This is a genomic window from Pacificibacter marinus (assembly GCF_900109555.1).
GTDB classification, from domain to species: Bacteria; Pseudomonadota; Alphaproteobacteria; order Rhodobacterales; family Rhodobacteraceae; genus Celeribacter; species Celeribacter marinus_C.
This window is the reverse complement of sequence record NZ_FNZV01000013.1, coordinates 36,571-60,490: the sequence shown is the minus strand read 5'-3', so window position 1 is coordinate 60,490 and position 23,920 is coordinate 36,571. Positions and strand designations below refer to the sequence as shown.

27 protein-coding genes are annotated in these 23,920 nt (G+C 53.2%); 10 read left to right on the top strand and 17 right to left on the bottom strand.

From position 1 onward, the window contains the following. Window positions 1-54 precede the first annotated feature (54 nt). Window positions 55-597, bottom strand: coding sequence for a molybdenum cofactor biosynthesis protein B (moaB, locus tag BM025_RS15185; protein WP_085850384.1), 543 nt, complete (start codon window positions 595-597; stop codon window positions 55-57). A gap of 24 nt (window positions 598-621) precedes the next feature. Continuing rightward, entirely contained in the window at window positions 622-1,410 is a 789-nt protein-coding gene (locus BM025_RS15180) for a uracil-DNA glycosylase (protein WP_085850383.1), read from the bottom strand. Between the two features lie 132 nt (window positions 1,411-1,542). On the opposite strand from BM025_RS15180, the gene BM025_RS15175 reads away from it, so the two are divergent. The 4 genes from BM025_RS15175 to plsY all read left to right on the top strand — a co-directional run bounded on the left by BM025_RS15175 (window position 1,543) and on the right by plsY (window position 4,986). Continuing rightward, window positions 1,543-2,505, top strand: coding sequence for an aspartate carbamoyltransferase catalytic subunit (locus BM025_RS15175; protein ID WP_085850382.1), 963 nt, complete (start codon window positions 1,543-1,545; stop codon window positions 2,503-2,505). Further along, complete coding sequence (locus BM025_RS15170) at window positions 2,502-3,050, top strand: hypothetical protein (protein ID WP_085850381.1); 549 nt, start codon at window positions 2,502-2,504, stop codon at window positions 3,048-3,050. Before BM025_RS15175 ends, BM025_RS15170 begins: the two co-directional genes overlap by 4 nt. 64 nt (window positions 3,051-3,114) lie before the next feature. Continuing rightward, a complete protein-coding gene (gene pyrC / locus BM025_RS15165; RefSeq protein WP_085850380.1) occupies window positions 3,115-4,383 on the top strand; it encodes a dihydroorotase in 1,269 nt (422 codons plus the stop codon). Window positions 4,384-4,404: 21 nt separating this feature from the next. Beyond that, window positions 4,405-4,986, top strand: a complete 582-nt coding sequence (gene plsY, locus BM025_RS15160) for a glycerol-3-phosphate 1-O-acyltransferase PlsY (protein WP_085850379.1) — start codon at window positions 4,405-4,407, stop codon at window positions 4,984-4,986. A gap of 134 nt (window positions 4,987-5,120) precedes the next feature. On the opposite strand, the gene BM025_RS15155 is transcribed toward plsY, so the two are convergent. From BM025_RS15155 to BM025_RS15145, 3 genes are read right to left on the bottom strand one after another with little or no spacing between them, the layout of a single operon-like run. Further along, window positions 5,121-6,491: a glutamate--cysteine ligase gene (locus BM025_RS15155; RefSeq protein WP_085850378.1), complete on the bottom strand. Its 1,371-nt coding sequence runs from the start codon at window positions 6,489-6,491 to the stop codon at window positions 5,121-5,123. Between the two features lie 59 nt (window positions 6,492-6,550). Beyond that, window positions 6,551-7,060, bottom strand: coding sequence for a hypothetical protein (locus BM025_RS15150; protein WP_085850377.1), 510 nt, complete (start codon window positions 7,058-7,060; stop codon window positions 6,551-6,553). Then, window positions 7,057-7,782 carry a 16S rRNA (uracil(1498)-N(3))-methyltransferase gene (locus tag BM025_RS15145; protein ID WP_085850376.1) on the bottom strand — a complete coding sequence of 242 codons (726 nt, stop codon included), beginning with the start codon at window positions 7,780-7,782 and terminating at the stop codon, window positions 7,057-7,059. Before BM025_RS15145 ends, BM025_RS15150 begins: the two co-directional genes overlap by 4 nt. A gap of 11 nt (window positions 7,783-7,793) precedes the next feature. Between BM025_RS15145 and ubiA the strand changes: the two genes are divergently transcribed. From ubiA to BM025_RS15130, 3 genes are all read left to right on the top strand, one after another. Beyond that, window positions 7,794-8,774 (top strand): 4-hydroxybenzoate octaprenyltransferase, encoded by a 981-nt coding sequence (ubiA, locus tag BM025_RS15140; RefSeq protein WP_085850375.1) that lies wholly within the window; start codon window positions 7,794-7,796, stop codon window positions 8,772-8,774. 64 nt (window positions 8,775-8,838) lie between these two features. Beyond that, window positions 8,839-10,713, top strand: coding sequence for an OmpA family protein (locus tag BM025_RS15135; protein WP_170842204.1), 1,875 nt, complete (start codon window positions 8,839-8,841; stop codon window positions 10,711-10,713). Beyond that, window positions 10,706-11,032 carry a hypothetical protein gene (locus BM025_RS15130; protein WP_085850373.1) on the top strand — a complete coding sequence of 109 codons (327 nt, stop codon included), beginning with the start codon at window positions 10,706-10,708 and terminating at the stop codon, window positions 11,030-11,032. The genes BM025_RS15135 and BM025_RS15130 overlap by 8 nt, the downstream gene beginning before the upstream one ends. Window positions 11,033-11,151: 119 nt before the next feature. On the opposite strand, the gene BM025_RS15125 is transcribed toward BM025_RS15130, so the two are convergent. From BM025_RS15125 to BM025_RS15090, 8 genes are all read right to left on the bottom strand, one after another. Next, window positions 11,152-11,595 carry a molybdenum cofactor biosynthesis protein MoaE gene (locus BM025_RS15125; RefSeq protein WP_085850372.1) on the bottom strand — a complete coding sequence of 148 codons (444 nt, stop codon included), beginning with the start codon at window positions 11,593-11,595 and terminating at the stop codon, window positions 11,152-11,154. A 2-nt stretch (window positions 11,596-11,597) separates the two neighbouring features. Continuing rightward, entirely contained in the window at window positions 11,598-11,846 is a 249-nt protein-coding gene (moaD, locus tag BM025_RS15120; protein WP_170842203.1) for a molybdopterin converting factor subunit 1, read from the bottom strand. Next, entirely contained in the window at window positions 11,846-12,511 is a 666-nt protein-coding gene (gene pgsA / locus BM025_RS15115; protein ID WP_085850371.1) for a CDP-diacylglycerol--glycerol-3-phosphate 3-phosphatidyltransferase, read from the bottom strand. Before pgsA ends, moaD begins: the two co-directional genes overlap by 1 nt. An 18-nt stretch (window positions 12,512-12,529) precedes the next feature. Next, a complete protein-coding gene (gene uvrC / locus BM025_RS15110) occupies window positions 12,530-14,410 on the bottom strand; it encodes an excinuclease ABC subunit UvrC (protein WP_085850370.1) in 1,881 nt (626 codons plus the stop codon). A gap of 330 nt (window positions 14,411-14,740) precedes the next feature. Then, on the bottom strand, window positions 14,741-15,499 hold the full coding sequence (locus tag BM025_RS15105; RefSeq protein ID WP_085850369.1) for an SDR family oxidoreductase: 759 nt from the start codon (window positions 15,497-15,499) through the stop codon (window positions 14,741-14,743). A 9-nt stretch (window positions 15,500-15,508) separates the two neighbouring features. Continuing rightward, a complete protein-coding gene (locus tag BM025_RS15100; RefSeq protein ID WP_085850368.1) occupies window positions 15,509-16,480 on the bottom strand; it encodes a calcium/sodium antiporter in 972 nt (323 codons plus the stop codon). A 168-nt stretch (window positions 16,481-16,648) separates the two neighbouring features. Further along, a complete protein-coding gene (locus BM025_RS15095) occupies window positions 16,649-17,443 on the bottom strand; it encodes a S49 family peptidase (protein ID WP_085850367.1) in 795 nt (264 codons plus the stop codon). Window positions 17,444-17,504: 61 nt separating this feature from the next. Further along, window positions 17,505-18,596 (bottom strand): zinc ABC transporter substrate-binding protein, encoded by a 1,092-nt coding sequence (locus BM025_RS15090; protein ID WP_085850366.1) that lies wholly within the window; start codon window positions 18,594-18,596, stop codon window positions 17,505-17,507. A gap of 86 nt (window positions 18,597-18,682) precedes the next feature. Between BM025_RS15090 and BM025_RS15085 the strand changes: the two genes are divergently transcribed. From BM025_RS15085 to BM025_RS15075, 3 genes are read left to right on the top strand one after another with little or no spacing between them, the layout of a single operon-like run. Then, a complete protein-coding gene (locus tag BM025_RS15085; protein WP_085850365.1) occupies window positions 18,683-19,168 on the top strand; it encodes a Fur family transcriptional regulator in 486 nt (161 codons plus the stop codon). A 3-nt stretch (window positions 19,169-19,171) separates the two neighbouring features. Continuing rightward, window positions 19,172-19,975, top strand: coding sequence for an ATP-binding cassette domain-containing protein (locus BM025_RS15080; protein ID WP_085850364.1), 804 nt, complete (start codon window positions 19,172-19,174; stop codon window positions 19,973-19,975). Further along, window positions 19,972-20,778 (top strand): metal ABC transporter permease, encoded by an 807-nt coding sequence (locus BM025_RS15075; protein WP_085850363.1) that lies wholly within the window; start codon window positions 19,972-19,974, stop codon window positions 20,776-20,778. Before BM025_RS15080 ends, BM025_RS15075 begins: the two co-directional genes overlap by 4 nt. Here BM025_RS15075 and modC read toward each other — a convergent pair. The 4 genes from modC to BM025_RS15055 all read right to left on the bottom strand — a co-directional run bounded on the left by modC (window position 20,775) and on the right by BM025_RS15055 (window position 23,915). Then, complete coding sequence (modC, locus tag BM025_RS15070) at window positions 20,775-21,863, bottom strand: molybdenum ABC transporter ATP-binding protein (RefSeq protein WP_085850362.1); 1,089 nt, start codon at window positions 21,861-21,863, stop codon at window positions 20,775-20,777. The genes BM025_RS15075 and modC overlap by 4 nt on opposite strands. Further along, window positions 21,860-22,561 (bottom strand): molybdate ABC transporter permease subunit, encoded by a 702-nt coding sequence (gene modB / locus BM025_RS15065; RefSeq protein ID WP_370738067.1) that lies wholly within the window; start codon window positions 22,559-22,561, stop codon window positions 21,860-21,862. The genes modC and modB overlap by 4 nt, the downstream gene beginning before the upstream one ends. Then, the gene (modA, locus tag BM025_RS15060) at window positions 22,558-23,340 is read right to left on the bottom strand and encodes a molybdate ABC transporter substrate-binding protein (RefSeq protein WP_085850361.1); all 783 of its coding nucleotides are present in this window, start codon (window positions 23,338-23,340) and stop codon (window positions 22,558-22,560) included. The genes modB and modA overlap by 4 nt, the downstream gene beginning before the upstream one ends. A 101-nt stretch (window positions 23,341-23,441) precedes the next feature. Then, on the bottom strand, window positions 23,442-23,915 hold the full coding sequence (locus BM025_RS15055; RefSeq protein WP_085850360.1) for an Lrp/AsnC family transcriptional regulator: 474 nt from the start codon (window positions 23,913-23,915) through the stop codon (window positions 23,442-23,444). Window positions 23,916-23,920 lie beyond the last annotated feature (5 nt).

The following is a 23,920-nucleotide window of genomic DNA, read 5'->3' as shown; positions in this document are numbered from 1 at the left end:
AGCATAAATTTTCTGTCGCATTTTTGAAGAAAATTGAATTATAGTTGTTTCAGGTCACTTGCGGCGCTTGTGTTCATCCAAGCGTGGCAAAATTTGCACGAAATTGCAGGGCATATGACGGTAATCAAGCTGATATTTTAAAATCTCATTCCACGCATCTTTACAGGCCCCTGTAGATCCAGGCAGAGCAAAAAGATACGTGCCATTCGCCACGCCGCCCGTAGCCCGACTTTGTACAGCAGACGTGCCTATTTTTTGCATGGAAACGATAGTGAAAACGGTAGAAAACGCATCGATTTCTTTTTCATAGACATCTCTATGCGCCTCAACCGTGACATCGCGCCCCGTCAGCCCAGTACCGCCTGTGGAAATCACAACATCAATATCTGCACGCGCGACCCAAGTCTTTAAATGATCGCGAATCAAAGCACGATCATCCGTGACAATCGCACGCTCAACGACCAAGTGATCCGCGTCTTGGATCAAACGCACCAAAGTATCGCCTGACTTATCGTCCTCAAGGCTGCGCGTGTCAGACACTGTCAAAACCGCAATTCTAACTGGAATAAATTCTTTTGTGTCGTCGATGGTAGACATGCTCAATCGTGCCTCAAGTTTGGATTAATTCAAATTCAACAGCCGCGCCCGCAGGTCCAAAAGATCGGCCCATGCATCGCGTTTGGCACTCGGAGTGCGTAAAAGGTCATGTGGCGACACCATCGGCAGAGCTGGCTTACCCTGCACTGTTTGCCAAGACCCGCGCAGCCGCGTGATTCCTGCGCGTCCCAGCACAGCAGTGCAGGCCCAATTGCCCATCAAAACGATCACATCAGGATTGGCCAATTCGATGTGCTTAAGCAAAAATGGCCTCAGCATTGCAATTTCAGCGGCGCTTGGGTCGCGATTTTCCGGTGGTCTCCACGGCAGCGCGGTTGTGACGTATAGTCCCTGTGCCACATCTTGCGCTGTGCGGCTTAGGTCAATCGCCCCGAACATTTTGTCAAACAAAGCGCCCGCAGTTCCCGTAAATGGCGTACCTGCAATATCATCCTCGCGGTTGGGCGCATCGCCAATGACCATGACGCGCGCGCCAATGATGCCGTCTTGAAATACAATATTGCGCGCGCCACGCCGCAAGTCACATAGTTCAAACGATTCCAATACCGCGCACAGCGCCTCGATTGAGGTCACACCAGCCACAGCCTTTTGTGCAACATCGACAGCATCAATTTCTGGGGCTTTCACTGGTGCGGGTGGCGCATCAGATACAGCAACAGCAGCGGGCTTGGGCGCAACCGCAGGGATCTCATAACGATTCACAGGAGTTTCGCCGATAGCTTCGCTAACGCCAAGCTCGACTTGCCACTCTAAAAGCGCATGCGCATCCCAATAATCAATCTGAGTCTCCATTCGGGCACGGTACGCGTCTATCTCAAGAAGGTAAATCATAAGAAAGCACCCACGCAGCATTGCCGCACAGCGCCCGAGTTTCTATAAGCAGATCAAAGATGCCGCAAACCTGTGCGGCGCAAAGGGGGCTCTATGGCATTTCGGCAAAAACACCTTCTCGGCATCGAGCCCCTGCATCCCACAGAAATTACCACAATTTTGGATGTGGCTGACAGCTATGTCGACCTCAATCGCCAAGCCAATAAACACTCTGACGCTTTGGCGGGCATGACGCAAATCAACATGTTTTTTGAAAACTCCACACGCACGCAAAGCTCATTTGAGCTGGCGGGCAAACGTTTGGGCGCGGACGTGATGAATATGGCGATGCAGGCCTCATCAATCAAAAAAGGCGAAACGCTGATTGATACCGCGTTGACGCTGAATGCCATGCACCCCGATCTTTTGGTTGTACGTCACCCTCATTCGGGTGCCGTTGATTTACTGGCCCAAAAAGTGAATTGCGCTGTGTTAAATGCAGGCGACGGACGCCACGAGCACCCGACCCAAGCCTTGCTGGACGCTTTGACCATACGTCGCGCCAAAGGGCGCTTGCACCGCTTGTCCATCGCTATTTGTGGCGACATAGCGCATTCGCGTGTGGCCCGCTCGAACTTGATTCTTTTGGGCAAAATGGAAAACCGTGTACGGCTAGTCGGACCGCCGACTTTGATCCCTGCGGGCATGAATGAGCTGGGCTGCGAAGTCTATGAAGACATGGAAGAGGGGCTGAAAGACGTTGATGTCGTCATGATGCTGCGTTTGCAAAAAGAGCGGATGGATGGCGGATTTATTCCGTCCGAGCGCGAATACTTTCACCGCTATGGATTAGATGCCGCCAAGCTTGCCCACGCCAAAGATGATGCGATTGTGATGCACCCTGGCCCGATGAACCGTGGCGTTGAAATTGATGGAACCATCGCAGATGACATCAATCGATCGGTGATCCAAGAGCAAGTCGAAATGGGCGTTGCCGTGCGCATGGCCGCGATGGATTTGTTGGCGCGCAATTTGCGTGCTGAAAAAGCCGCTGCCAACACCGGTGTCATGGCATGAGTGCGTTGCTTGATATCAGCAACGCCCCATATCGTTCGGTGTGGCTGTTTAAAATCGATTTACCCGAAGATGAAATCGACTGGTTTTCTCATGAAATCATCAACGATGATGCGCAAATCTGGCCTTTAGGGACAGCTTTAGGCGTACAGCCCTTTCCAGATCATGATTTCGTTGAGGTCTTAGATCTAGAAGCGCTCAAGGCCTATGGGTTTTCCAATTATTTGACCGAAGGCAACGGCTTGGACATCAACGACGATGCACAAATGTTAGATAATTTGGCGGGTCATATTTTGTTGGTATTCTCGCAGGGCTTGGAAAACGGCCAGAGCAAGTTCGCGCCCAGTGCGCCGCTCAGCTTTGTTGCGCGCTACAATCAGCCCCAGACAACGCCCGCACATGAGGCACTGGAAAGCACATCCGCAGCAGGCGAATTGCCCCAAGGCAAACCCGCAAAATCTGACGCACGTATTGGCGGTATGGTGGCAACATTTGTGTTGATCTTCCTTGCGGTTTTCGTCGCCCTGTTTGTTTGGATAGGTGGATAATGCCCTGCCCAGCCCGTCGCGCTTCAAGTCACGTTTCAATTCGTTTTAGCCAAAGAGGCCGCCCATGAGTGTGTTCATCAATGCCCGCTTAATTGATCCAGAAACCCTGACGGACACATTTGGATGGTTGCGCGTTGAAAACGGTGTCATCGCCGAAACTGGCACGGGCACACCACCCAAAGGCGACATCATCGATTGCGGTGGTAAATGCTTGGCACCCGGCATTGTCGATTTGGGCGTGAAAGTCTCGGAACCTGGCGAGCGGCACAAAGAAAGCTTTGCATCTGCAGGGCGCGCTGCCGCAGCGGGCGGTGTGACCACAATTGTGACGCGCCCCGATACGTTGAATGCGATCGACACACCAGAGGTATTGGAATTCGTAGAACGCCGCGCCGCTACCGATGCCATCGTGCATGTGAAGCACATGTCAGCCCTGACCAAAGACCGTGCGGGCCACGAGATGGTCGAAATCGGTTTTATGAAAGACGCAGGCGCAGTCGCCTTTACTGACTGCGATCACGTGGTAGAAAATACCAAAGTTTTGCAACGCTGCATGACCTACGCACGATCGCTAGGCGTGCTCGTGATCGGTCACCCACAAGAACCAACCTTAAGCAAAGGTGCCGCCGTGACATCGGGGAAATTCGCGTCGTTGCGCGGCCTACCCGCTGTGTCACCCATGGCCGAACGCATGGCCGTAGACCGCGACATTGCATTGGTGGAAATGACTGGGGTGAAATATCACTTTGATCAACTGTCCACCGCACGCGCGCTGCCTGCACTTGAGCGGGCCAAGGCAAATGGGCTTGATGTCACAGCAGGCGTATCGATTCACCATTTGACGCTAAATGAATATGATGTTGGCGACTACCGCACGTTCTTCAAAGTCAAACCGCCGCTGCGCTCAGAAGATGACCGTTTGGCGATGGTAGATGCTGTAGCGTCGGGCCTGATTGATATCATTTCATCAATGCACACGCCACAAGACGAAGAAAGCAAACGCTTGCCGTTTGAGGAAGCCGCATCTGGTGCTGTGGCGCTTGAAACGCTTTTGCCTGCCGCGATGCGATTGGTGCATGCCGAGCAAATTACCTTACCAGCCTTGTTCCGTGCGATGTCACTTAACCCCGCCAAACGGCTTGGGTTAGATTGCGGCCGCTTAAGCGTTGGCGCCCCCGCAGATTTCGTACTTTTCGATCCCGAAGCACCTTTCGTGATGGACCGTTCAAAACTGCACTCGAAGTCGAAAAACACACCGTTTGATGGCGCGCGGATGCAAGGTAAGATCAAAGGCACTTGGGTGGCTGGCATCCGCGTGTTCGATGCAACTTAAATTGACCCAAAGGGGCACGATATGATGCTAATTTTAACTGCTGTGTTGGCCTATCTGCTTGGGTCTATTCCCTTTGGTATTGTGATGGCGCGGGCCTTTGGGCTTGGGGATTTGCGCAATATCGGATCGGGCAACATCGGTGCCACGAATGTTTTGCGCACGGGCAATAAGCTGGCAGCCTTTTTGACGTTGCTTGGCGATAGTGGCAAAGGTGCCGCCGCTGTTTTAATCGCCCGCGTTTTGGTCGGCGAAGACGGTGCTGGTGTTGCAGCACTTTGTGCGATGCTCGGACATCTTTATCCTGTATTTTTGAAATTCAAAGGCGGAAAAGGCGTTGCGACATTCCTTGGCACGCTTTTGGCGCTTTCATTTCCAGTGGGCTTGGCCGCCTGTGCAACATGGCTTTTGGTGGCCGTTGTCACACGCTATTCCAGCCTGTCTGCCTTGGTCGCAGCCCTGCTTGCGCCGATTTATACGATCGTGTTCTACCACCTGCATGGTGCAATTTTAGTGGCCGTTTTATCAGCGCTTATCTTTTATAAACACCGCGAGAACATCACGCGACTGCGCGCAGGTGAAGAAACAAAAATTGGTAAAAAATAAGTGGGTCCAATTGATATTCAAACGGCATTTAAAACCTGTCAGAGATTTTGGCGTAGCAAACTAAACCATGTCATTAGAAATGCAAAAAGCCCCGCCAAATGAGCGGGGCTTTTTCATGCCTGGATCACAGTAGATCAGTAAGAATATTCATCAAACACGCGGGTGACGTCACCGTTCCATTCGCCATTGAATTTGGCGATCAGTTCATCTGCGGGAGCTTGGCCCGACTCAAGACTGTCTTTGAGCGCGTTTAAGAAATGCGTTTCATCTGGAACCAAGCCACCCGCACCTTCGCGGGCACGCGCCACAAGGCCACTTTCGGATATTGCGATGGTTTCACGAGCCAGATCCATCATTTTGACGCCCTGTACTTTGGCTTGCAGGCCATCGACTGACGCGGCAACGCGCAATTCTTCGCGGAACTCCGGCGTCCAATCTTTGGCAATATCCCATGCAGCATCCAGCGCAGATTGATCGTACATCATGCCAACCCAGTATGCAGGCAAAGCGCACAGGCGACGCCAAGGGCCACCATCCGCGCCGCGCATTTCCATGTATTGTTTGATCCGTGCTTCGGGGAAAATCGTGGTTAAATGGTCGGCCCAATCAGACATCGTAGGCTTTTCACCGGGCAAAGCAGGCAATTCGCCTTTTAGAAAATCACGGAACGACATGCCCAACGCGTTGATATACTTGCCATCGCGGTAGACGAAATACATTGGCACATCGAGAGCGAAATCAGCGTAGCGTTCAAAGCTCATGCCGTCTTCAAACACAAACGGCAACATGCCTGTGCGGCTGTCATCCAAATGACGCCAAATACGTGAGCGCCACGATTTGTGACCGTTGAGCTTCCCCTCAAAAAATGGTGAATTGGCGAAAAGCGCAGTCGCCACAGGTTGCAACGCTAAGGCGACGCGGAACTTTTGCACCATGTCAGATTCAGACGCGAAATCGAGATTTACTTGCACCGTACAGGTGCGGCGCATCATCTGCGTACCAGCCGTGCCGACAGTGCCCATATAGGCATCCATCAACTTATAACGGCCTTTGGGCATCAACGGCATGTCGTCATGTGACCAGTGGGGCGCGGCGCCAAGCCCTATAAATTTAGCTCCGATTTCATCCGCAACACTTTGGACTTCGCGCAGATGCACGTGAACTTCGTCACAGGTTTGGTGGATGTTGTCCAACGGCGCGCCAGACAATTCAAGTTGTCCGCCCGGCTCAAGCGACACATTCGCGCCCTCTTTGGTGAGACCAATCAGGTATTCGCCCTCAAACACAGGGTCCCATGCATAGCGATATTGCAAGCCTTCCAAGATGGCTTTGATCGAGCGCTCGCCCTCATAGGGAATCGGGCGCAGCGTGTCTTTGCAATAGCCGAACTTTTCGTGCTCTGTGCCGACTTTCCAATCTTGCTTGGGCTTATTACCCTTGGCAAAATAAGTGACCAAGTCGTCGAAGCTATCGATCTGGCCGCCGCCGGATTGTGGAATGGACATGTCAGATCTCCGGTGGAGTTAAATAAGGCTTTTACAGTTGTGCCAAGCGCCCTGCGAAGTCAATGCAGAGCGAGTGTGCGTTTTCGCCATATCACCACTGGCGATTTTGGCGTCTCTTTAATTTGCCTTAGCATGCGTTCAGTTTCGATCCCATCAAGAGACACAAAAACATCAAACAACTTTTCGGCATCCACAGCGTCCAGCGGGATATTCAGTGGGATTTGCCCCGGTGCTTCAAGCTGCCAGTGCGCAGCCCCCCTGTGTGCAGGAATCAGGATCACTGAGGTCAACGCTTCAATTTCCACCTGACCGCCAGTGTACGCAGTCAAATAGCTCACGACGCCTTCATCGACTTCAACCACACCAACACCCTGCCCGTGCGACGCAAACCGCGCCCGTTGAAAGGCAGCGAAAGCGATGATGACACATATCGCCACTAGGCCAAAAGCCAGCCACCGAATGAAACCAAAGCTGGCCATGGCCCACCACGCAAACAAGATCATAAAACCAACGGCCAAAATGACCTCGCGTAGACGCCACGCTGCTGCACGCACTTCGGTACGGATCATGACCAATCTCCCAAATGCTGCTGCCAAACCGTCATTGCGGCCACTGCAGCGGTGTCTGCGCGCAAGATACGCGGCCCCAATGAAACAGGGTGTGCGAATGGCAGATCATGTAACTTTTGCCGTTCCGCAGCGGAAAACCCGCCTTCAGGCCCGATTAAAATGGCCCATTTGTCGCCTTTGACAGCCCCAAGCACCTCGGCCGCGCCCACCAGAGCTTCGTCACAAAACATGATCTGGCGCGTCTGGTCCCAATCAGCCAAAAGCCGGTCGAGTTTTTGCAACTCCGTCACTTCGGGCACATAGGTGCCACCACATTGTTCAGCCGCTTCAAGCGCGTGGGCCTGCAAGCGATCTTGGCGAATACGGTCGGAATTGGTGTAATCAGTATTGATGGGCAGAATTTTGGCTGCCCCCATTTCGGCAGCTTTTTCAACGATAAAATCAGTGCGCGCTTTTTTAATCGGCGCGAACATAAGCCAAAGATCGGGCGGCATTAGCAAAGGTTTGCTTTGCGCATGACACACAAGTTCACCGCCACGCTTGTTGGCCACGGTGATTTCGGCCTGATATTCACCATCACGCCCATTGAACAGCGCGACAAATGCGCCCTCTTTCAGCCGCATCACGGCAAAAAGGTAATTTGACTGGTCCTTATCAAGGGGAACAGTTTGCCCTTGGGACAGTGGGTGATCTACAAAGAGTCTGACTTTAGCTTGAACCATGGACAATACATATGACCGACAAACGCCAAGCGCCAGACCTGCAAGATGAAGTTTTAACAGGTCAAGTCGCCGATGCTGTCAAAGACAACTGGGTGGACACACGTGCCCCTGCTTGGACGCGGCCCTATTTGCGCCTGTCGCGGGCTGATCGACCGATTGGAACATGGCTTTTGTTATTGCCGTGTTGGTGGGGCGCGCTTTTGGCGGCCTCAGTGGCACAAGAGCTGACACTGCGCACTGTTTGGATCATGGTCGGCTGCGCATTTGGCGCGTGGCTGATGCGCGGAGCGGGCTGTACATGGAACGATATCACAGATCGCAAATTTGACGCACAAGTCGCACGTACCAAAAGCCGGCCTCTGCCATCAGGTCAAATCACTACCAAACAAGCTGCCTTGTGGATGGCGATCCAATGCCTGATCGCCTTTTGTATTTTGATCAGCTTTGGTCAACTGGCTATTGTGCTTGGGTTTGTGTCGCTCATTCCAGTTGCGGTTTACCCGTTTGCCAAGCGCTTTACGTGGTGGCCGCAAGTATTTTTGGGTCTCGCATTCAACTGGGGCGCCTTGTTGGCTTATGCCGCTGTCGCAGGCGATCTCAGCGCGGCCCCTGTGTTTTTGTACCTGTCTGGCATCGCATGGACGCTATTTTATGACACCATTTATGCCCATCAAGACAAAGATGATGACGCCCTGATCGGCATAAAATCTACGGCACGATTGTTTGGAATCGGCACTGCGCGTTGGCTGAAACGATTCTTGATTATCTCAATCATTTTGTTCGCCGCGGCTGTGATTGAAGCATTGATCACCGGATCTATGTTGTCACTGATCCTAGCACTTGGCGGGGCGTGGGCTATGGGGTGGCACATGACATGGCAGCTCAGCAAACTCGACATCGATAACCCTGACAATTGTCTCATGTTGTTCCGCTCAAACCGCAATGCAGGCCTGTTGGCTGCGCTGTTTCTTGCCATCTCTGTCTTCGTGTGATTGCAGCGCGCGGCCAGACCCCCTAAGACGTTCAGTACAAGCGAAAAAACGGACAGAAGCCCTCATGCGCCTTTCCTCTCTACTACCCGTACTTGGCGCGTTTTGCGCTGCAGCTATTTTGTCCCTTGGGGCAGCCTCCATTGGAGCAAACACCATTCAGCGCACATCGCAAAGTGCGGTCGCCGCTCAAATGGAACTTGCAGGGTTCGAATGGGTCACGGTCGATGCCGATGGGCTTCAGGTTATTTTGACCGGCAATGCGCCAAATGAAGCGGCGCAATTGGCAGCCCAACGCGCCGCTGGCCATGTTGTTGATGCCGCGCGCGTTATGAATGTGATGGGCATAGCCGAACAAGAGGTCACACCCCCTCCACATTTTTCAATTGAAATTTTGCGCAATGACCAAGGGATTTCCTTGATCGGTTTGGTGCCAACCTCTTGGGATCGTGAGCGCTTTATCGAAACGCTCAAAAAAGCTGGCGGCACAGGTTCCGTCGCAGATTTGCTTGAGCATGCGGACTATGATGAACCCGAGCACTGGGCCGAGGTCACAAGGTTTGGCGTTGAAGCGATCAAACTTTTGCAGCGATCCAAAATATCTCTGGCTGCGGACCGGATCGATATTACTGCGCTCGCCGACAGCAAAGAACAAAAAGCCAATTTCGAACGCGACTTGCAAGCCAACGCGCCAAGCGGTGTGGTTGCCTTGATCAATATCACATCACCACGCCCTGTCATTACGCCTTTCACAGCGCGCTTTTTGATCGACGAAGACGGTGCACGGTTTGATGCTTGCACAGCAGAAACACCTCAAGGACATGCGCGTTTATTGGCTGCAGCCAAAGCGATGGGGATCGATGATCCAAACTGTATTGTTGGTCTTGGTGCGCCCTCGACCTCTTGGGCAAATGCAGTCGAATCAGGGATGCGTGCCGTCCAACAACTCGGCGGCGGCTCTATCACATTTTCGGATGCGGACGTATCTTTGATCGCAGCGGAAGGCACCAGTGAAGCGGTTTTGGACCGCGTTGCAGGCGACTTAGAAGCCGCGCTCCCAGACACGTTTTCTCTGCACACCACCCTGCCTGTCAGCACTGATGAGGTGGCCAAGGAAGACATAAACGAATTCGTCGCTCTGCGGTCCCCTGAGGGGCAAGTGCAACTGCGTGGGCGCGTACCAGACGACCGCAGCCGTATTGCCACAGAAGCCCTTGCAGGTGCAGCTTTTGGATCACAAGCAATCTATTCAGCCATGCGCATCGATGCTGATTTACCACGCGACTGGTCAACCCGAGTGATGACATCAGTCGATGTGCTCAGCCATTTGAACCAAGGATCTGTCACGGTACACGACGACCAAATCTATGTGCGCGGCGAATCTGGCGACCCAACTGCAAACGCTGAAATCACCCGTTTGTTGTCCTCGCGACTTGGCGATGCGCAAGAGTATGACATCACGGTCAAATACATTCGAAAGCTCGATCCAATTTTGAATTTGCCGACACCGCAAGAATGCGTCGATTCCGCTAACAGCATTATTTCAAATGGGAAAATCGTTTTTGCGCCGGGCTCTACAGATGTAGATTCATCGGCAGATGATACACTCGATCGCCTCGCGAAAGCGCTGAAAGACTGCGAAGATATGCAAATGGAAATCGGCGGTCACACCGATTCTCAAGGGCGCGAAACCATGAACCAACAGTTGAGCCAAGCACGCGCAAATGCCGTGCTGGATGCCTTGTTGGGGCGCCGTGTCATCGGGGTTAAATTTACCGCCAAAGGCTACGGCGAAGAGGAACCTATCGCGGACAATGACACCGAAGAAGGTCGCGAAGCCAACCGCCGCATTACCTTTAAACTCTTGGATGACGCCGCCCAAACAGATACACAAACAAGCGACACGGCCACACAAGACACGAACGGGGAAAACAATGAATAGAATAGAACTCATCATCGCAACGGCGATCGTTCTTTTCATAGCCTTTTTAATGGGTTGGTTCACACATTGGATGATCCACCGCTTTGTTCGCGTGGGCAATGGCGACATGTCTGATCTCGATACAATGGCCCAGCAATTGCACGAAGCCGAAGAGCAACGCGACCAAGCGATCACCTATTATCAGCAACGCGAAGCCGAGATGAGCAACCAGCAAACCCAAACCGAAGCAGAGCTGCGCGCCGCTATGGAAGGCCTACGTGAAGCCCGCCACGAAGCCGAAGAATTGCGCACCTATGTTGAGCGTCAAAACGCCGAATAAACAGCGGAAAATGACGTCTGCAAACCGTATGCTGGGCGTCTGATATCTGTCAGCTATGTGTCGGACATTTGTATGGCAGGTTTCAAATCCACCTAAATGCGCTTGTCCCTAGGCAATGATTACCAACGTTTAAGCGCGGTCTCATCGCTGTCTTTGGCGGACACCCATTCTGACGATGCGCCCCCCAGACTGACTTCTTTTTTCCAAAACGGCGCTCTGGATTTTAGATAATCCATCAAAAATGTGGCAGCGTCAAAAGCGTCCACACGGTGACGCCCTGCTGTGGCAACCATCATGATTTGCGCGCCAACGTTCAGCTTGCCGTAGCGGTGAATGACCAAGCAATCGGTCAACCCCCAGCGCTGCTCAGCGTCTTGCGCAATCTTCAAAATCGCGTTTTCGCACATACCCGGATAGTGTTCGATTTCCATGTAATCCAACTGACCGGTATCGTCGCGCACAAGCCCTGTAAAGGTAACGGTCGCGCCAGTGTTTTTGGCGGTCCCGAACCCATGCAACGCGGTCGCAAGATCAAAGTCTTGGGATTGCACAGAGACTCGCATGATCAGCCGCCCGTCATCGGTGGGAAAAATGCGACTTCGCGCACGCCAACCAGTGGCGCATCGAAATCAACCAACTCTTGGTCCACAGCAACCCGCAAACTGTCGAGGTCGCTAAAGGCCAAAGCGTAGCGGTCTTCGCGCGCGGTCAATTCGGTCACAAGGTCCATCACGGTCGCAGCCGTGGTGTCGATCTGTTCGCGCGGCACGCCGATGCGTTCGCGCACCCATGCGAAATAGACCACGTCGATCATCACGCGTCCTCGGTCAAAAACGGCATGGCTTTGCGCAGATAATCAATTCCGGTGATCACGGTCAAAACCGCAGCGATCCAGAGTAAAATGATACCGCCATTATAAGACAACATTGCGCCATAAAAGCTTAGGCGCAGACCCGTTTCGTCAGATATCTCACCCGCCAAAATCGCGCTCATCGTCGCGCCATCCATGCCGAAAGTGCCCATGCCCAAATAATGCGCAAACAGCCCATACGAAAACAGAACCGCGATGGCGACCATCTGGGTCGTGGTTTTCCATTTGGCCAGTTTGGTGACTTTTAAAAGCCCCGCTGTTTCGCCCAAAAATTCACGCAAGCCTGACACGAATGTTTCGCGCAGCAAGATGAATACGGCGGGCACGATGATCAACGGTGAAGGGCCAAAATTCATCGCCAAAACAGCAATTGCAGTGATCACCATGGCCTTATCCGCGATGGGATCAAGCATGGTGCCGAATTTGCTCATCTGATTCCATTTGCGTGCGAGAAAGCCATCGAACCAATCGGTGAGCGATGCCCCCCCGAACAAAATCAGGGCGACCCAATCAGAAATTGGATGCGGCAAAGCGAGAAAGGCGATCGCGACTGCAGGCGCGCAAAGCAGCCTGAAGACGGTGAGAATATTTGGGATGTTCCATGTCATAGTATTCTCTTTACCTGTTCAATCGCCTTCATGGAAGAAGTCATAAATGGTTTGTGCCACTGTGCCTGAAATACCGTCGACGGCTTTCAGGTCTGCCAGATTGGCCCGCGCCACAGCTTTTGCCGATCCGAAATGTGCCAAGAGCGCGCGTTTGCGGGTCGCGCCCACACCAGGCACACCATCAAGCGGGTTTGCAATCAGCGCTTTAGATCGTTTTGCACGGTGGGTGCCAATGGCAAAACGGTGCACTTCGTCGCGGATACGTTGGATGAAATAGAGCACAGGATCGTTGCGTTGCAAGGCGATGGGACGCTTGCCTGTGCGGTGGAATTCTTCTTTGCCGTGATCGCGAAACTCGCCTTTGGCCACGCCGACCATCGGAATGTCAGCCACGCCCAGCGCGTCCATAATTTCTTGCACCGCTGACACCTGCCCCGCACCACCATCGATCAACAGCAAGCTTGGCCATGTATCGCCTTTGCGTTCGGGGTCTTCTTTCAGCAGGCGTTTGAAACGGCGTGTCATCACCTCTTTCATCATGCCGAAATCATCGCCGGGGGTCAGATCGGTATCTTTGATGTTGAACTTGCGGTACTGCGATTTGATAAAGCCATCAGGCCCCGCCACAACCATCGCGCCCACGGCATGGGCCCCTTGGATATGCGAGTTGTCATAGGCTTCGATACGGGTCGGCATTTGTGGCAGATCGAAAGCTTCGGCCACACCTTTGAGCAGTTTGGTTTGCGCGGCGCTTTCCGACACTTTACGGCCCAAGCTTTCGCGAGCATTACGCAGGGCAAAGGTGACAAGTTCCGATTTTTCGCCCCGCTGCGGGTGAATGATGTCGACCTTTTGGCCCAGCTTTTCTGTCAGCGCCTCTTGCATCAAGTCCATGTCTTCGATGCCGTGGGACAAGATCAGCTGCTTTGGTGGATCTTTTTGGTCGTAGAACTGCCCGATAAAGGCGGTCAGCACTTCGCTGGCGTTGTTGTCTGCGGCGATACGCGGATAGAAATCGCGGTTGCCCCAGTTTTGATTGGCACGAATGAAAAACACCTGAACGCAGGCTTGCCCGCCTTCCATATGCAAACCTATGACATCGGCCTCGGTCACTGTACGCGGATTGATGCCTTGGGCTGTTTGCACTTGGGTCATGGCTTTGATGCGGTCACGCAGGGCTGCCGCGCGTTCAAATTCCATAGCGTCAGAAGCCGCCTGCATTTGCGCGGCCAAGCGTTGCTGCACGCTTTTGTCTTTGCCTTGCAAAAACTTTTCAGCGTCGTTGACCATTTCCATGTAATCGTCTTTGGAAATTTTGCCGACGCAGGGCGCTGTGCATCGTTTGATTTGGTACTGCAAACACGGGCGTGTGCGACCCTCGAATTCGCTGTTGGAACAGTTGCGCAGTAAGAACACGCGCTCAAGTTGGTGCAGCGTCCGGTTCACCGCGCCCACAGATGCGAAGGGTCCGTAATAGGCCGCCTTGCGTGCTTTTTTACCGCGATGTTTGGTGATCTGCGGAAAGTCGTGGTCTTTGGTGACCATGATATTGGGAAAGCTTTTGTCATCGCGCAACAGCACATTATAGCGTGGTTTGAGTTGCTTGATCAGGTTTTGCTCAAGCAACAGCGCTTCGGTTTCGGTGCGCGTGGTGAGGAACATCATCTGACTGGTTTCAGAGATCATCCGCGCGATGCGGGCAGAGTGGCCATGCGGACGCGCATAGCTGGACACACGGTTTTTCAGGTGCCGCGCTTTGCCCACATACAGCACCTTATGCTCAGGATCGAGCATCCGGTACACGCCGGGCGACCCATCGATCGTACGCAAATATCCCTCGATCACTTTGTGACCTTTTGGAACATCTTTAGCGGCTGTTGGCTGGGTGTCGTCCGTCATCTGCACTCTGCTGTGATTCCCGTGTTAGCTGCAACCTTATGGCAGGGAGAGCAAGAGGAAACAAATCCACCATTTCTGTGGATAACCCTGATGATAACTCTCCTGGAAGGTGCGTTTTTCCTTTGTTTTAAGCGATTTCACGCAAATGCCTTAAAATTAGGCATATTTTCAAGTCATTGATTTTTCTATGTATTTTTAAAATCTTCCGTCAAATCATTGAATTTGTTTACATTTTAGTAACATTCAAATCCATTTGAGGGGCTAGGTGCACAACTTTTGTCGCACAGACGCGATATGCCGCTTATTCAGGGCCTTAACCCTCACAGGGCTTTACACCAAATGCTGGCCCCCATCCGTGCAAATAAGCTGTCCTGTGACGGAAATAGCATCAATGAAATAGTCCAAAGCGGCTGTGATATCTGATGTATTTGCCCCACGCCCAAGCGCTGTTTCTGCCCGTTCACGCGCAAAGTCTTGCGGCGTTTGATGCGCGCCTTGCAATGTCGGACCGGGGCCAATCGCATTGACCCGAATACGCGGCGCAAGGCCCCGTGCAGCGGTCTGCGTAAAGGCCCAAAGCCCCATCTTGGCAATCGTGTAACTGGTGAAATCTGCGGTCAAATTGTTCACACGCTGATCAACCATATTGATCACCAGCCCTGTGGCCACAGGTTCTTTTTGGGAATCGAAACCCAGTTCAGGCACCTGCGCAGCAAAGGCTTGGGTAAGCACCACAGGCGCGCGCAGGTTGCTTTCGATGTGACGATCCCAACTGTCACGGGTGACTGTGCCCAACGCGTCATTTTCAAAGATAGAGGCGTTGTTGACCAGCAATGTCAGCGGGCCACCCAACGCGGCGGCCGCGCGCGCAACCAAGGTTTGGGTCTCGGCCTCAATCAACAAATCTGCCTGAATGGCTGCCGCTTTGACGCCCATAGCGTGCAAAAGGTCGACCACCTCATTGGCCTCATCATGCGAATTGGAAAAATGCACCGCGACATCAAATCCGCGTTGCCCAAGTGACAACGCCATTGCACGCCCGATACGTTTTCCCGCGCCTGTCACCAGTGCTTTTTGATTTCGCATCATGTTGCCCCCTTAGAGCAAGACACTCACAACATAGCCAACATAGAGTGCTGTAAAGATAATTCCCCAGACCCGCGTGATATTTATTTTCTTGAGCACGAAAACACCTAACAACAGCGATGCCGCCAGCATGATCCAAATATCAAAGCGCATTAATTCAGGGGCAACGGGCAGTTCGCCAATCAGACTGGACACGCCAATGATACCCAAAAGGTTGAACATATTCGACCCAATTACGTTGCCAAACGCCACATCTGCCTGCTTGCGCAAAGCGGCCATGACAGTGGTTGCAAGTTCTGGCAAAGAGGTGCCGATGGCCACAAGTGTCAAGCCGATCACGGTTTCAGACACGCCAAGTTCACGGGCTATATTTGTTGACGCATTGACCAAAAGCTCGGCGCCGATGGGCAGGCCGATGAGGCCCACGATCAAAAAGACGATGATTTTCCACCATGGTAGATCGGGATCAGCCCCTTCGAGATCTTCAACTGCACTTTCTGCTGCGATGGTTTCAAGACAGGCCATAGCCGTATTGCGACGGTGGCAGCGCACCTCGTAGACCGCGTGGGTCAACATGGCTGCCAAGGCCGCCAGCAACACAAGACCCGACACCCAAGTGAACGACCCAAAGCTAGCCAATCCAATAAACAGTGCCGTGCCCGCAAGCATTTGCAGATAACTGGCACGGGTGGAATTGTCAGTCACATGCAGCGTGGTGATCAAAGCAGGAATGCCCAGCACCAGCAAAATATTCGCCGTATTTGACCCGATCACATTGCCCAACGCCAAGCCGGGCACACCCTCACGGATGGCAGAAACAGAAATAAGCAGTTCTGGCGCAGAGGTGCCAAAGGCGACGATGGTCAGACTGACGATCAAGGCAGGAATACCGATCCGCAAAGACAGATTGACCGCCCCGCGCACCAAAGCATCCCCCGCCAAAAGCAACACAACCAAACCAACACACGCGAGAATAAAGTCCATTAAAACTTGCCCTTTTCACAGGCACAAGGGCCTTTACCTATCTTATACCGCCCGCATTTTTTGCAGGTCAGTGCTTTGAGTTTGTCTTGTCCCGGAAATCGGAATTTTCCGAACAGAGCCAGCACCATCATGGCGACAAGAAACAACGTGATGATTTTAAAAATCATGTCAAAGCCCAAAGCGCGCCCAAAGCGCATGTTCTTCGACTGAAGATGTGAACGCGGCACTCAACTGTGCGCCAAAACGTTGAAATATTGGTTTTTTAGGGCCATAGACCGCAAACTGAACCTGATCGCCGTAGATGTCTTTCATCATTGGAATGAGATGGCCGATGCCATCAACCAACCCCAAGGATTCGCCTTTGGTGCCGGTCCAAAACGAGCCATCGAACAGTTCGGTTTCAGTGCTCAATCTTGTGCCACGCGAGGCTTGCACATGCGCGACAAAGGCATCGTGGATTTCGACCTGCAGTGATTTGATACGTTTCACATCGGCCGCATTTTCAGGCTTGAACGGGTCCATCTGGCTTTTGGATTTTCCAGCCGTGTAAACGCGCCGTTCTACGCCGTGTTTTTCGATCAGTTTGTCAAACCCGAACCCCGCCGAGATGACTCCGATGGAGCCGACAATAGAGCATGGATCGACGTAGATTTCTTCGGCTGCACAAGCGAGCCAATAGCCCCCAGAGGCGGCCACATCTTCGACGAAAGCATAGACAGGGATTTCTTTTTCATCGGCCAAACGGCGAATGCGGGCTGCGATCAATGACGATTGCACAGGCGAGCCGCCGGGCGAATTGATCGACAAGGCGACAGCATCGGGTTTACCGCGCTTAAAGGCGCGTTCGATCGCTGCGGCCAAAGATTGATCATTAAGCCCACCTTGGCGGGTCATGATTGCACCATTTAGGCGTACCACGCTAACGCGCGGGGCCGATTTTACAAAAGGGATCCATTTTTTCATACGGTGAGATGTAAAGACGCCGCGCCCTACAAACAAGGGCACGGCGCAGCGTTACGCAGAATTATCTACACACATCGAAACTATCAGCGACACCTTGGATCAGAGCGGGGTAAAAATCAGGCCCAAGGGCGATATTTTGACCCAAAGGATCAATCACGCCACGCGCGGCTGAGGTGCCTTCCAAAAGCGTATCAACCAGTCCTGCGTTGAATTGTGGCTCGGACAGAACGCAATCGACACCTTGTGCGGTGATCTTGTCACGCAGTTCGGCAATGCGCATCGGGCTTGGCGCGGCGGCATCGCCCAAAGAAATGGCACCCATAGCAGAAAGGCCAAAGCGGGCCTCAAAGTAATGATACGCGTCATGGAAGACGACGAATTTCAGATCATGCTCATCGGCCAATTGGGTATCAATCCGCTTGATCATATCCTCGAGTGCCACATGAGACAGGGCCGCATTGTCGGCATAGGTTTGGGCGTTATCAGGGTCGATTTCAGACAGGGTGTGCGCAATCAGATCAAGCCAGATAATGGCGTTTTGCGGGTCAAGCCATGCATGTGGATCGGTGCCGCTGTGATCGTGACCATGCTCATCGTGCACTTCGGCATTATCGTCGTCGTGATCGTCATGATCATCACCGTGTTCATCGTGATGTTCCTCATGCGCATCCACGTGTTCGTCGCCGTGTTCGTCATGCTCATCCGCATCGTGATGGCCGTCGTCATCCGCGTCATGGTGGTCATGTTCTTCATCATGATCCACATAACCCTCGCCCGTGCCATGCTCGTGATCATCAAACGTCATGCCTTCGCGGAATGAAATTTTAAGGCTGGCTTCAGATTCGGCCAAAGGCACCGACACCGCGTTTGGCGCTAAAGTCGTGATCGTTTTTCCCAACCACGGCGCCAGATTATCACTCGTCCAGAACACCACATCAGCCTGCTGCAGATGCTTTGCGTCAGACGGGCGTAGGGCGTAATCATGGGGCGATGCACCTTGGGACATCAGCAGGCTGGGCTCCCCCAACCCGCCCATAACTTGCGAGACCAACGAATGGATCGGCGCGATATCTGTAGCGACTAAAGGCACCTCGGCAAGCGCGGGAGATGCACAAAACGTAAGAACTGTGATTGTAGAGAGAATGCGTGGCATGGGCTTATCCTGTTACACTATAACATACCACTTGATATACGTCACAATATAACATATCAACCCCCCAAATGAATAAAGGACACGTCATGGACCCCATCGGATTCGCACACCACGATCACGACAGCTGCATCAAAGACACCGTCACAACCGTTGACGCGCACTGTATATCGGCAGGTCTGCAATTCACTCCGGTGCGTAAACGCGTCTTGGAAATCTTGTTGGAAGAACACCGCGCTTTGGGAGCTTACGAAGTGCTGGACCGCCTGCGTGAAGAAGGTCTTGGGTCGCAACCCCCCGTTGCCTATCGCGCTTTAGACTTTTTAACAAAACATGGCTTTGTTCATAAAATTGAACGCCTTAATGCATTTATTGCCTGTGCTCATCCAGCCGAAGAACACACACCTGCCTTTTTGATTTGTCGCGTCTGTAGTTCAGTTGCCGAGGCCGAAACCGATCTGACCCAAGGTCGCATTGCGCGCATCGCAGACTCAACAGGTTTCCAAATCGAACGTGCGATTCTTGAGGCCGAAGGGCTGTGCCCCAATTGCCGCCCCGAAACTGCGAGCGCCTAAACCATGCCTCAACCGCTTATATCGCTGAAAGACGTCTGCGTTCACATTGGCGCAAAAGTTGCGCTGCATGACGTCACCTTGGATTTGGTGCCCGGTGAAATCGTCACTATTGTTGGACCAAACGGGTCAGGAAAATCGACGTTGCTGCGCACACTTGTGGGGGCGATCAAACCAACAGGTGGCACGATCACGAAAGCGCCGAATTTGCGCATCGGATATGTGCCACAAAAGCTGCACATCGACCCGACACTGCCCTTAACAGTGCGCCGTTTCCTAAGCCTGCCGCGCCGCGTGACCGATGCCGTCGCGGCAAAAGCGCTAACCGATGCGGGCGCGGGTGATCTGGCCAAACGGCAAATGACCGCTCTTTCTGGCGGGCAATTTCAGCGTGTCCTTTTGGCCCGCGCCTTGCTGAACAACCCACATATTTTGATCTTGGACGAAGCCACTCAAGGTCTAGATCAACCCGGGTCTGCTGATTTTTATGCACAGATTGAACAGGTACGCCAACAGTTTGGCTGCGCTGTTTTGATGGTCAGTCATGAATTACATGTGGTGATGGCCGCCTCTGATCGAGTGATTTGTTTGAACGGGCATATCTGTTGTGAAGGGGCCCCTGAAACGGTTGCCTCAGCCCCAGAATACCGCGCGTTGTTTGGCTCGGGCACGCACGGCGCACTGGCATTGTATCGTCACCAACACAGCCACACCCATGATGAGAGCTGCGCGCATGAACACACACACGATCATGACCAATCACACGATGACGCTTCACATGATGCCATCGCGCATGAGGAACACCCATGAGCCTGCTTGATGATTTCATGATCCGCGCCACGCTGGCCGGTCTGGGTGTGGTGATGGCTGCAGCGCCTTTGGGGTGTTTCGTTGTCTGGCGGCGCATGGCCTATTTTGGTGATGCCACGGCCCATGCCTCAATTTTAGGTGTGGCGTTGGCATTGGCGTTTAACGTGTCGATTTTTGGCGGGGTTTTATCTGTCGCCTTGATCATGGCGCTGACGGTGTCGGCGCTTGGCGGTCGCGGCTATGCGATGGACACGTTGCTGGGCGTGATGGCACACAGTTCACTGGCTTTTGGTCTTGTGGCGGTGTCATTGATTGACGGAGTACGCATTGATTTGATGGCCTATTTGTTTGGTGATATTTTGGCAGTTGGGCGCATGGATTTGCTGGTGATCTGGGGTGGGGCAGCATTGGTTCTGCTGTTGCTTTTGACTCGCTGGTCCGCGCTTTTGACTGCAACGCTCAACCCTGATCTGGCCTCGGCTGCGGGGATTTCACCACGCCGCGAACAACTGATTTTATCACTCGCGTTGGCGATGGTGGTTGCCGTTGCGATCAAAGTGGTTGGTGTTTTGCTGATTGCTGCGATGCTGTTGATCCCAGCCGCCGCAGCGCGGCCTTTCGCGCGCACGCCCGAACGTATGGCCGTGCTGGCTGTGGGCATTGGCATGGTGTCAGTGCTCGCGGGCATTCAACTTGCGTTTCATTTTGACACGCCCACAGGTCCGACCATTGTTTGCGTTGCCGCAGTGTTGTTTTGCGCGGCAAGTGTCGCGGATTTGTTGAAAAAAGGCAGTGCGCGTTAAGCCAGATCAGTGCCTAAATCAGAGGCAATCGCCACCGTTTTAACGATGGCGCAACACGGGTTGCCCACACGCAAATCCATGGCGCGCACGGACCTTTGGGTGATACGTGCCAAAATTGGCCCCGCGCAGGTCGACAGTGTCACAATCGCGCCAGACTCGGATGTGTTTTGTATCGCCTCAACCTGTCCTGAGACAATATTTAGTGCAGACAGACCCGAGGGGCGTTGGTGGGCCAAAAGCACATCTGAAGCAGGTAAGCGCACGCGCACTTTCGCACCAATCGGCTGCGCCACATGCGGCAAGAAAAACGCAGCCCCGCCAGCGTCAAGTTCTGTCAGCCCATCATCGTGGTGCGCTTTAATCACAGCATCCAAAACCGCGCCAACGGCCCCCAATCCCATCGGGCGGGCACGTGGGTCGGATAAAACATCGCGCGCGGGGCCTTGGCGCAGGACCTTGCCCTTTTCAAGCGCGATAACGGTTGTGGCCAAGCGCGCAACTTCGTTGACGGCATGTGTCACATAGAGAATCGGAATGTCCGTTTCATCACGGATACGTTCAAAATAAGGGAGAATTTCTGCTTTGCGCGCGCCGTCCAAAGATGCCAAGGGTTCATCCGCTAGGATCACCTGCGGATCAGCCAGCAGCGCACGCCCGATTGCGACACGTTGTTTTTCACCGCCAGAAAGCGCTATAGGCCGGCGCGCCAGCAATGCGCCGATGTCCAACATATCAATCACCTGCGCACGGTGAGCGGTGTCGATTGAGCGCCTTGAGGCGCGCGCTGCATAGTCGAGATTGCCCGCAACCGACAGATGTGGAAACAAGCGACTGTCTTGGAAAATATAGCCAAGGCGGCGCTTGTGCGGCGGCACCCAAGTGCGTGCATCGCTGTCTTGCAACACTTGCGATCCCACGGTGATCTGCGCCTTTTGCGGACGCAACAAGCCCGCGACGGCATTGATGATGGTACTTTTTCCAGAACCAGAACGGCCATACAAAACCGTCAGCCCTTTGGGCGCTTCGAACTTTGCATCAAGGATGAAGTCACCAAATTTATGGTGCACTGAAATCAAAAGACTCATGCGCCATCCACCCGTTTTGATGCGCGGCGCGCCAAGATTTCGGAAAACAGCAAAGCCCCCATTGCCAAGACGATAGAAACCGCCACAAGGCGCAGTGCCGCGCCTTCTTGGCCCGGCACTTGCAACAACGCATAAATCGCTGAAGGCACGGTTTGGGTTTGGCCCGGAATGCTGGACACAAAGGTGATCGTCGCGCCGAATTCGCCCAGCGCCTTGGCAAAGGCCAAAACCGCGCCCGCCAATATTCCCGGCACAGCCAAGGGCAGCGTGATGGTCAAAAACACCCAAGACCGAGATGCGCCTAGCGTCGCGGCCGCCTGTTCCAATTTTGGGTCCACCGCCTCAAGTGACAATCGAATAGCGCGCACCATCAAAGGGAACGCCATAATAGCAGCGGCCAGTGCGGCACCAGTCCAACGAAAGGCGAAAACAAGACCCCAATCTTGCAAAAAACTGCCAATCGGTCCGCGCACTCCAAAAATGACGAGTAATATGTATCCCGTCACAACAGGCGGCAAAACAAGCGGCAAATGCACCAAACCATTCAAGAAATGTTTGCCGTAAAAATTCCACCGCACCAAAGCGTAAGCGACAAAAATACCGAACGGCAAACTAAACACAGTGGCAATGCAGGCCACTTTCAGCGACAGGCCAATAGCTTGCCACTCTGTCGGAGAAAATCCCAGTGTGGCGATCAATGAACCAACCCAAAACCATGGGACTCAAAAATGGCCTGTGCTTCAGAAGACGCCAGATAGGTCATAAAATCTTGCGCGCCTTGTGAGGATGGCGCAATTTCCGCGACGGGATATACAATTGGTGCATGGCTGTCAGAGGGGAACGTTGCGACGACAGATACGCGTGGCTCTGCGCGGGCATCTGTGGCGTAAACAATTCCAAGACGTGCCTCGCCCCGCGCAACAAGTGCCAAGGCCCCGCGCACATTGTCGGCTTGGGCCACTTTTGGCGACACCGCATCCCACAGACCAAGCGATGTCAGCACCGCTTTGCCATAAATCCCCGCGGGCACAGCATCGACAAAGGCCATCGCCAAGGGTGTATCACCAAGCGCCTCTATCAAGCTGGCATTTCGGGACAGGTCCACGTCGGCGTCCATATCAACAGGAGATATCAACACCAGTGCATTGGTCAAAAGCGCGACGCGGGACTTGGGGACAAGCAGGTCTTGGGCCTCTAAATGATCCATCCAACCCACGTTGGCACTTATGAAAACATCCGCTGGCGCACCCTGTTCAATTTGCCGTGCAAGGGCCGATGAACCTGCATAAGAGGTTTGCACCTTATGGTCTGATTTGTCTTCAAAGGCAGCAGTCACATCATCCATAGACGCTTTCAAACTTGCGGCTGCGAACACGGTGATCGTGTCGGCCCACGCGGACGTGGCCATGACGCAGATGCTCAGCCCAGCGCATAAAACAGCGCGACAAAAGGCACGGGCAAACTGGGAATAAGACATAGTGATCCAAACGTATTATTGCGGCGACAATGCCCAATACATCGCAAGCCACAGACCCACATAGCAAGGTCTATTTACGCCCAGCACCGCAGATGATGTGCCTACAGCGAACTTAATCGCGGATTGGTTTGTTCGACCACGGTTTCCATCGCCACAAATGTAGAGGTAGATTGGACATGCGGCAGAGTGGAAATCCGTTGCCCCATTGCTTCGCGGTACGCTTCGATGCTGCTGGTGCGCACCTTGAGCAAATAATCATAGCCGCCAGCGATCATATGACATTCAGCGACTTCTGGGACGATTTTGACCGCAGCGTTGAATTCTAAAAGCGCCTTTTCGCGAGTGTCATCCAGCTTGACCTCGACAAATGCAATATGGCTGAGCCCCAATTGATTGGTCGACAAAATCGCCCGATACCCTGTGATCAGCCCTGTGTCTTCCAAATACTTGACCCGCGCCGCGACAGGCGTTTTCGACAGGCCGACTTTTTGGCTCAAAAGCGTCAGTGAAATGCGGGCATCGACCGTCAACACATCTAGGATTTTTCGATCATAGCTATCAAGCTCTTTGCTCATATATA

Coding starts and splice junctions, on each gene's coding strand:
- uvrC (WP_085850370.1), bottom strand. CDS start 14,410: ATGACGGACGACACCCAGCCAACAGCCGCTAAAGATGTTCCAAAAGGT.
- ubiA (WP_085850375.1), top strand. CDS start 7,794: ATGACCGACAAACGCCAAGCGCCAGACCTGCAAGATGAAGTTTTAACA.
- pyrC (WP_085850380.1), top strand. CDS start 3,115: ATGAGTGTGTTCATCAATGCCCGCTTAATTGATCCAGAAACCCTGACG.
- BM025_RS15100 (WP_085850368.1), bottom strand. CDS start 16,480: ATGGACTTTATTCTCGCGTGTGTTGGTTTGGTTGTGTTGCTTTTGGCG.
- BM025_RS15125 (WP_085850372.1), bottom strand. CDS start 11,595: ATGCGAGTCTCTGTGCAATCCCAAGACTTTGATCTTGCGACCGCGTTG.
- BM025_RS15090 (WP_085850366.1), bottom strand. CDS start 18,596: ATGCCACGCATTCTCTCTACAATCACAGTTCTTACGTTTTGTGCATCT.
- BM025_RS15055 (WP_085850360.1), bottom strand. CDS start 23,915: ATGAGCAAAGAGCTTGATAGCTATGATCGAAAAATCCTAGATGTGTTG.
- pgsA (WP_085850371.1), bottom strand. CDS start 12,511: ATGACATGGAACATCCCAAATATTCTCACCGTCTTCAGGCTGCTTTGC.
- BM025_RS15080 (WP_085850364.1), top strand. CDS start 19,172: ATGCCTCAACCGCTTATATCGCTGAAAGACGTCTGCGTTCACATTGGC.
- BM025_RS15075 (WP_085850363.1), top strand. CDS start 19,972: ATGAGCCTGCTTGATGATTTCATGATCCGCGCCACGCTGGCCGGTCTG.
- BM025_RS15135 (WP_170842204.1), top strand. CDS start 8,839: ATGCGCCTTTCCTCTCTACTACCCGTACTTGGCGCGTTTTGCGCTGCA.
- modC (WP_085850362.1), bottom strand. CDS start 21,863: ATGAGTCTTTTGATTTCAGTGCACCATAAATTTGGTGACTTCATCCTT.
- BM025_RS15150 (WP_085850377.1), bottom strand. CDS start 7,060: ATGATCCGTACCGAAGTGCGTGCAGCAGCGTGGCGTCTACGCGAGGTC.
- BM025_RS15155 (WP_085850378.1), bottom strand. CDS start 6,491: ATGTCCATTCCACAATCCGGCGGCGGCCAGATCGATAGCTTCGACGAC.
- BM025_RS15170 (WP_085850381.1), top strand. CDS start 2,502: ATGAGTGCGTTGCTTGATATCAGCAACGCCCCATATCGTTCGGTGTGG.
- BM025_RS15180 (WP_085850383.1), bottom strand. CDS start 1,410: ATGGAGACTCAGATTGATTATTGGGATGCGCATGCGCTTTTAGAGTGG.
- BM025_RS15095 (WP_085850367.1), bottom strand. CDS start 17,443: ATGAAAAAATGGATCCCTTTTGTAAAATCGGCCCCGCGCGTTAGCGTG.
- BM025_RS15085 (WP_085850365.1), top strand. CDS start 18,683: ATGGACCCCATCGGATTCGCACACCACGATCACGACAGCTGCATCAAA.
- BM025_RS15175 (WP_085850382.1), top strand. CDS start 1,543: ATGGCATTTCGGCAAAAACACCTTCTCGGCATCGAGCCCCTGCATCCC.
- moaB (WP_085850384.1), bottom strand. CDS start 597: ATGTCTACCATCGACGACACAAAAGAATTTATTCCAGTTAGAATTGCG.
- plsY (WP_085850379.1), top strand. CDS start 4,405: ATGATGCTAATTTTAACTGCTGTGTTGGCCTATCTGCTTGGGTCTATT.
- moaD (WP_170842203.1), bottom strand. CDS start 11,846: ATGATCGACGTGGTCTATTTCGCATGGGTGCGCGAACGCATCGGCGTG.
- BM025_RS15145 (WP_085850376.1), bottom strand. CDS start 7,782: ATGGTTCAAGCTAAAGTCAGACTCTTTGTAGATCACCCACTGTCCCAA.
- modA (WP_085850361.1), bottom strand. CDS start 23,340: ATGTCTTATTCCCAGTTTGCCCGTGCCTTTTGTCGCGCTGTTTTATGC.
- BM025_RS15130 (WP_085850373.1), top strand. CDS start 10,706: ATGAATAGAATAGAACTCATCATCGCAACGGCGATCGTTCTTTTCATA.
- BM025_RS15105 (WP_085850369.1), bottom strand. CDS start 15,499: ATGATGCGAAATCAAAAAGCACTGGTGACAGGCGCGGGAAAACGTATC.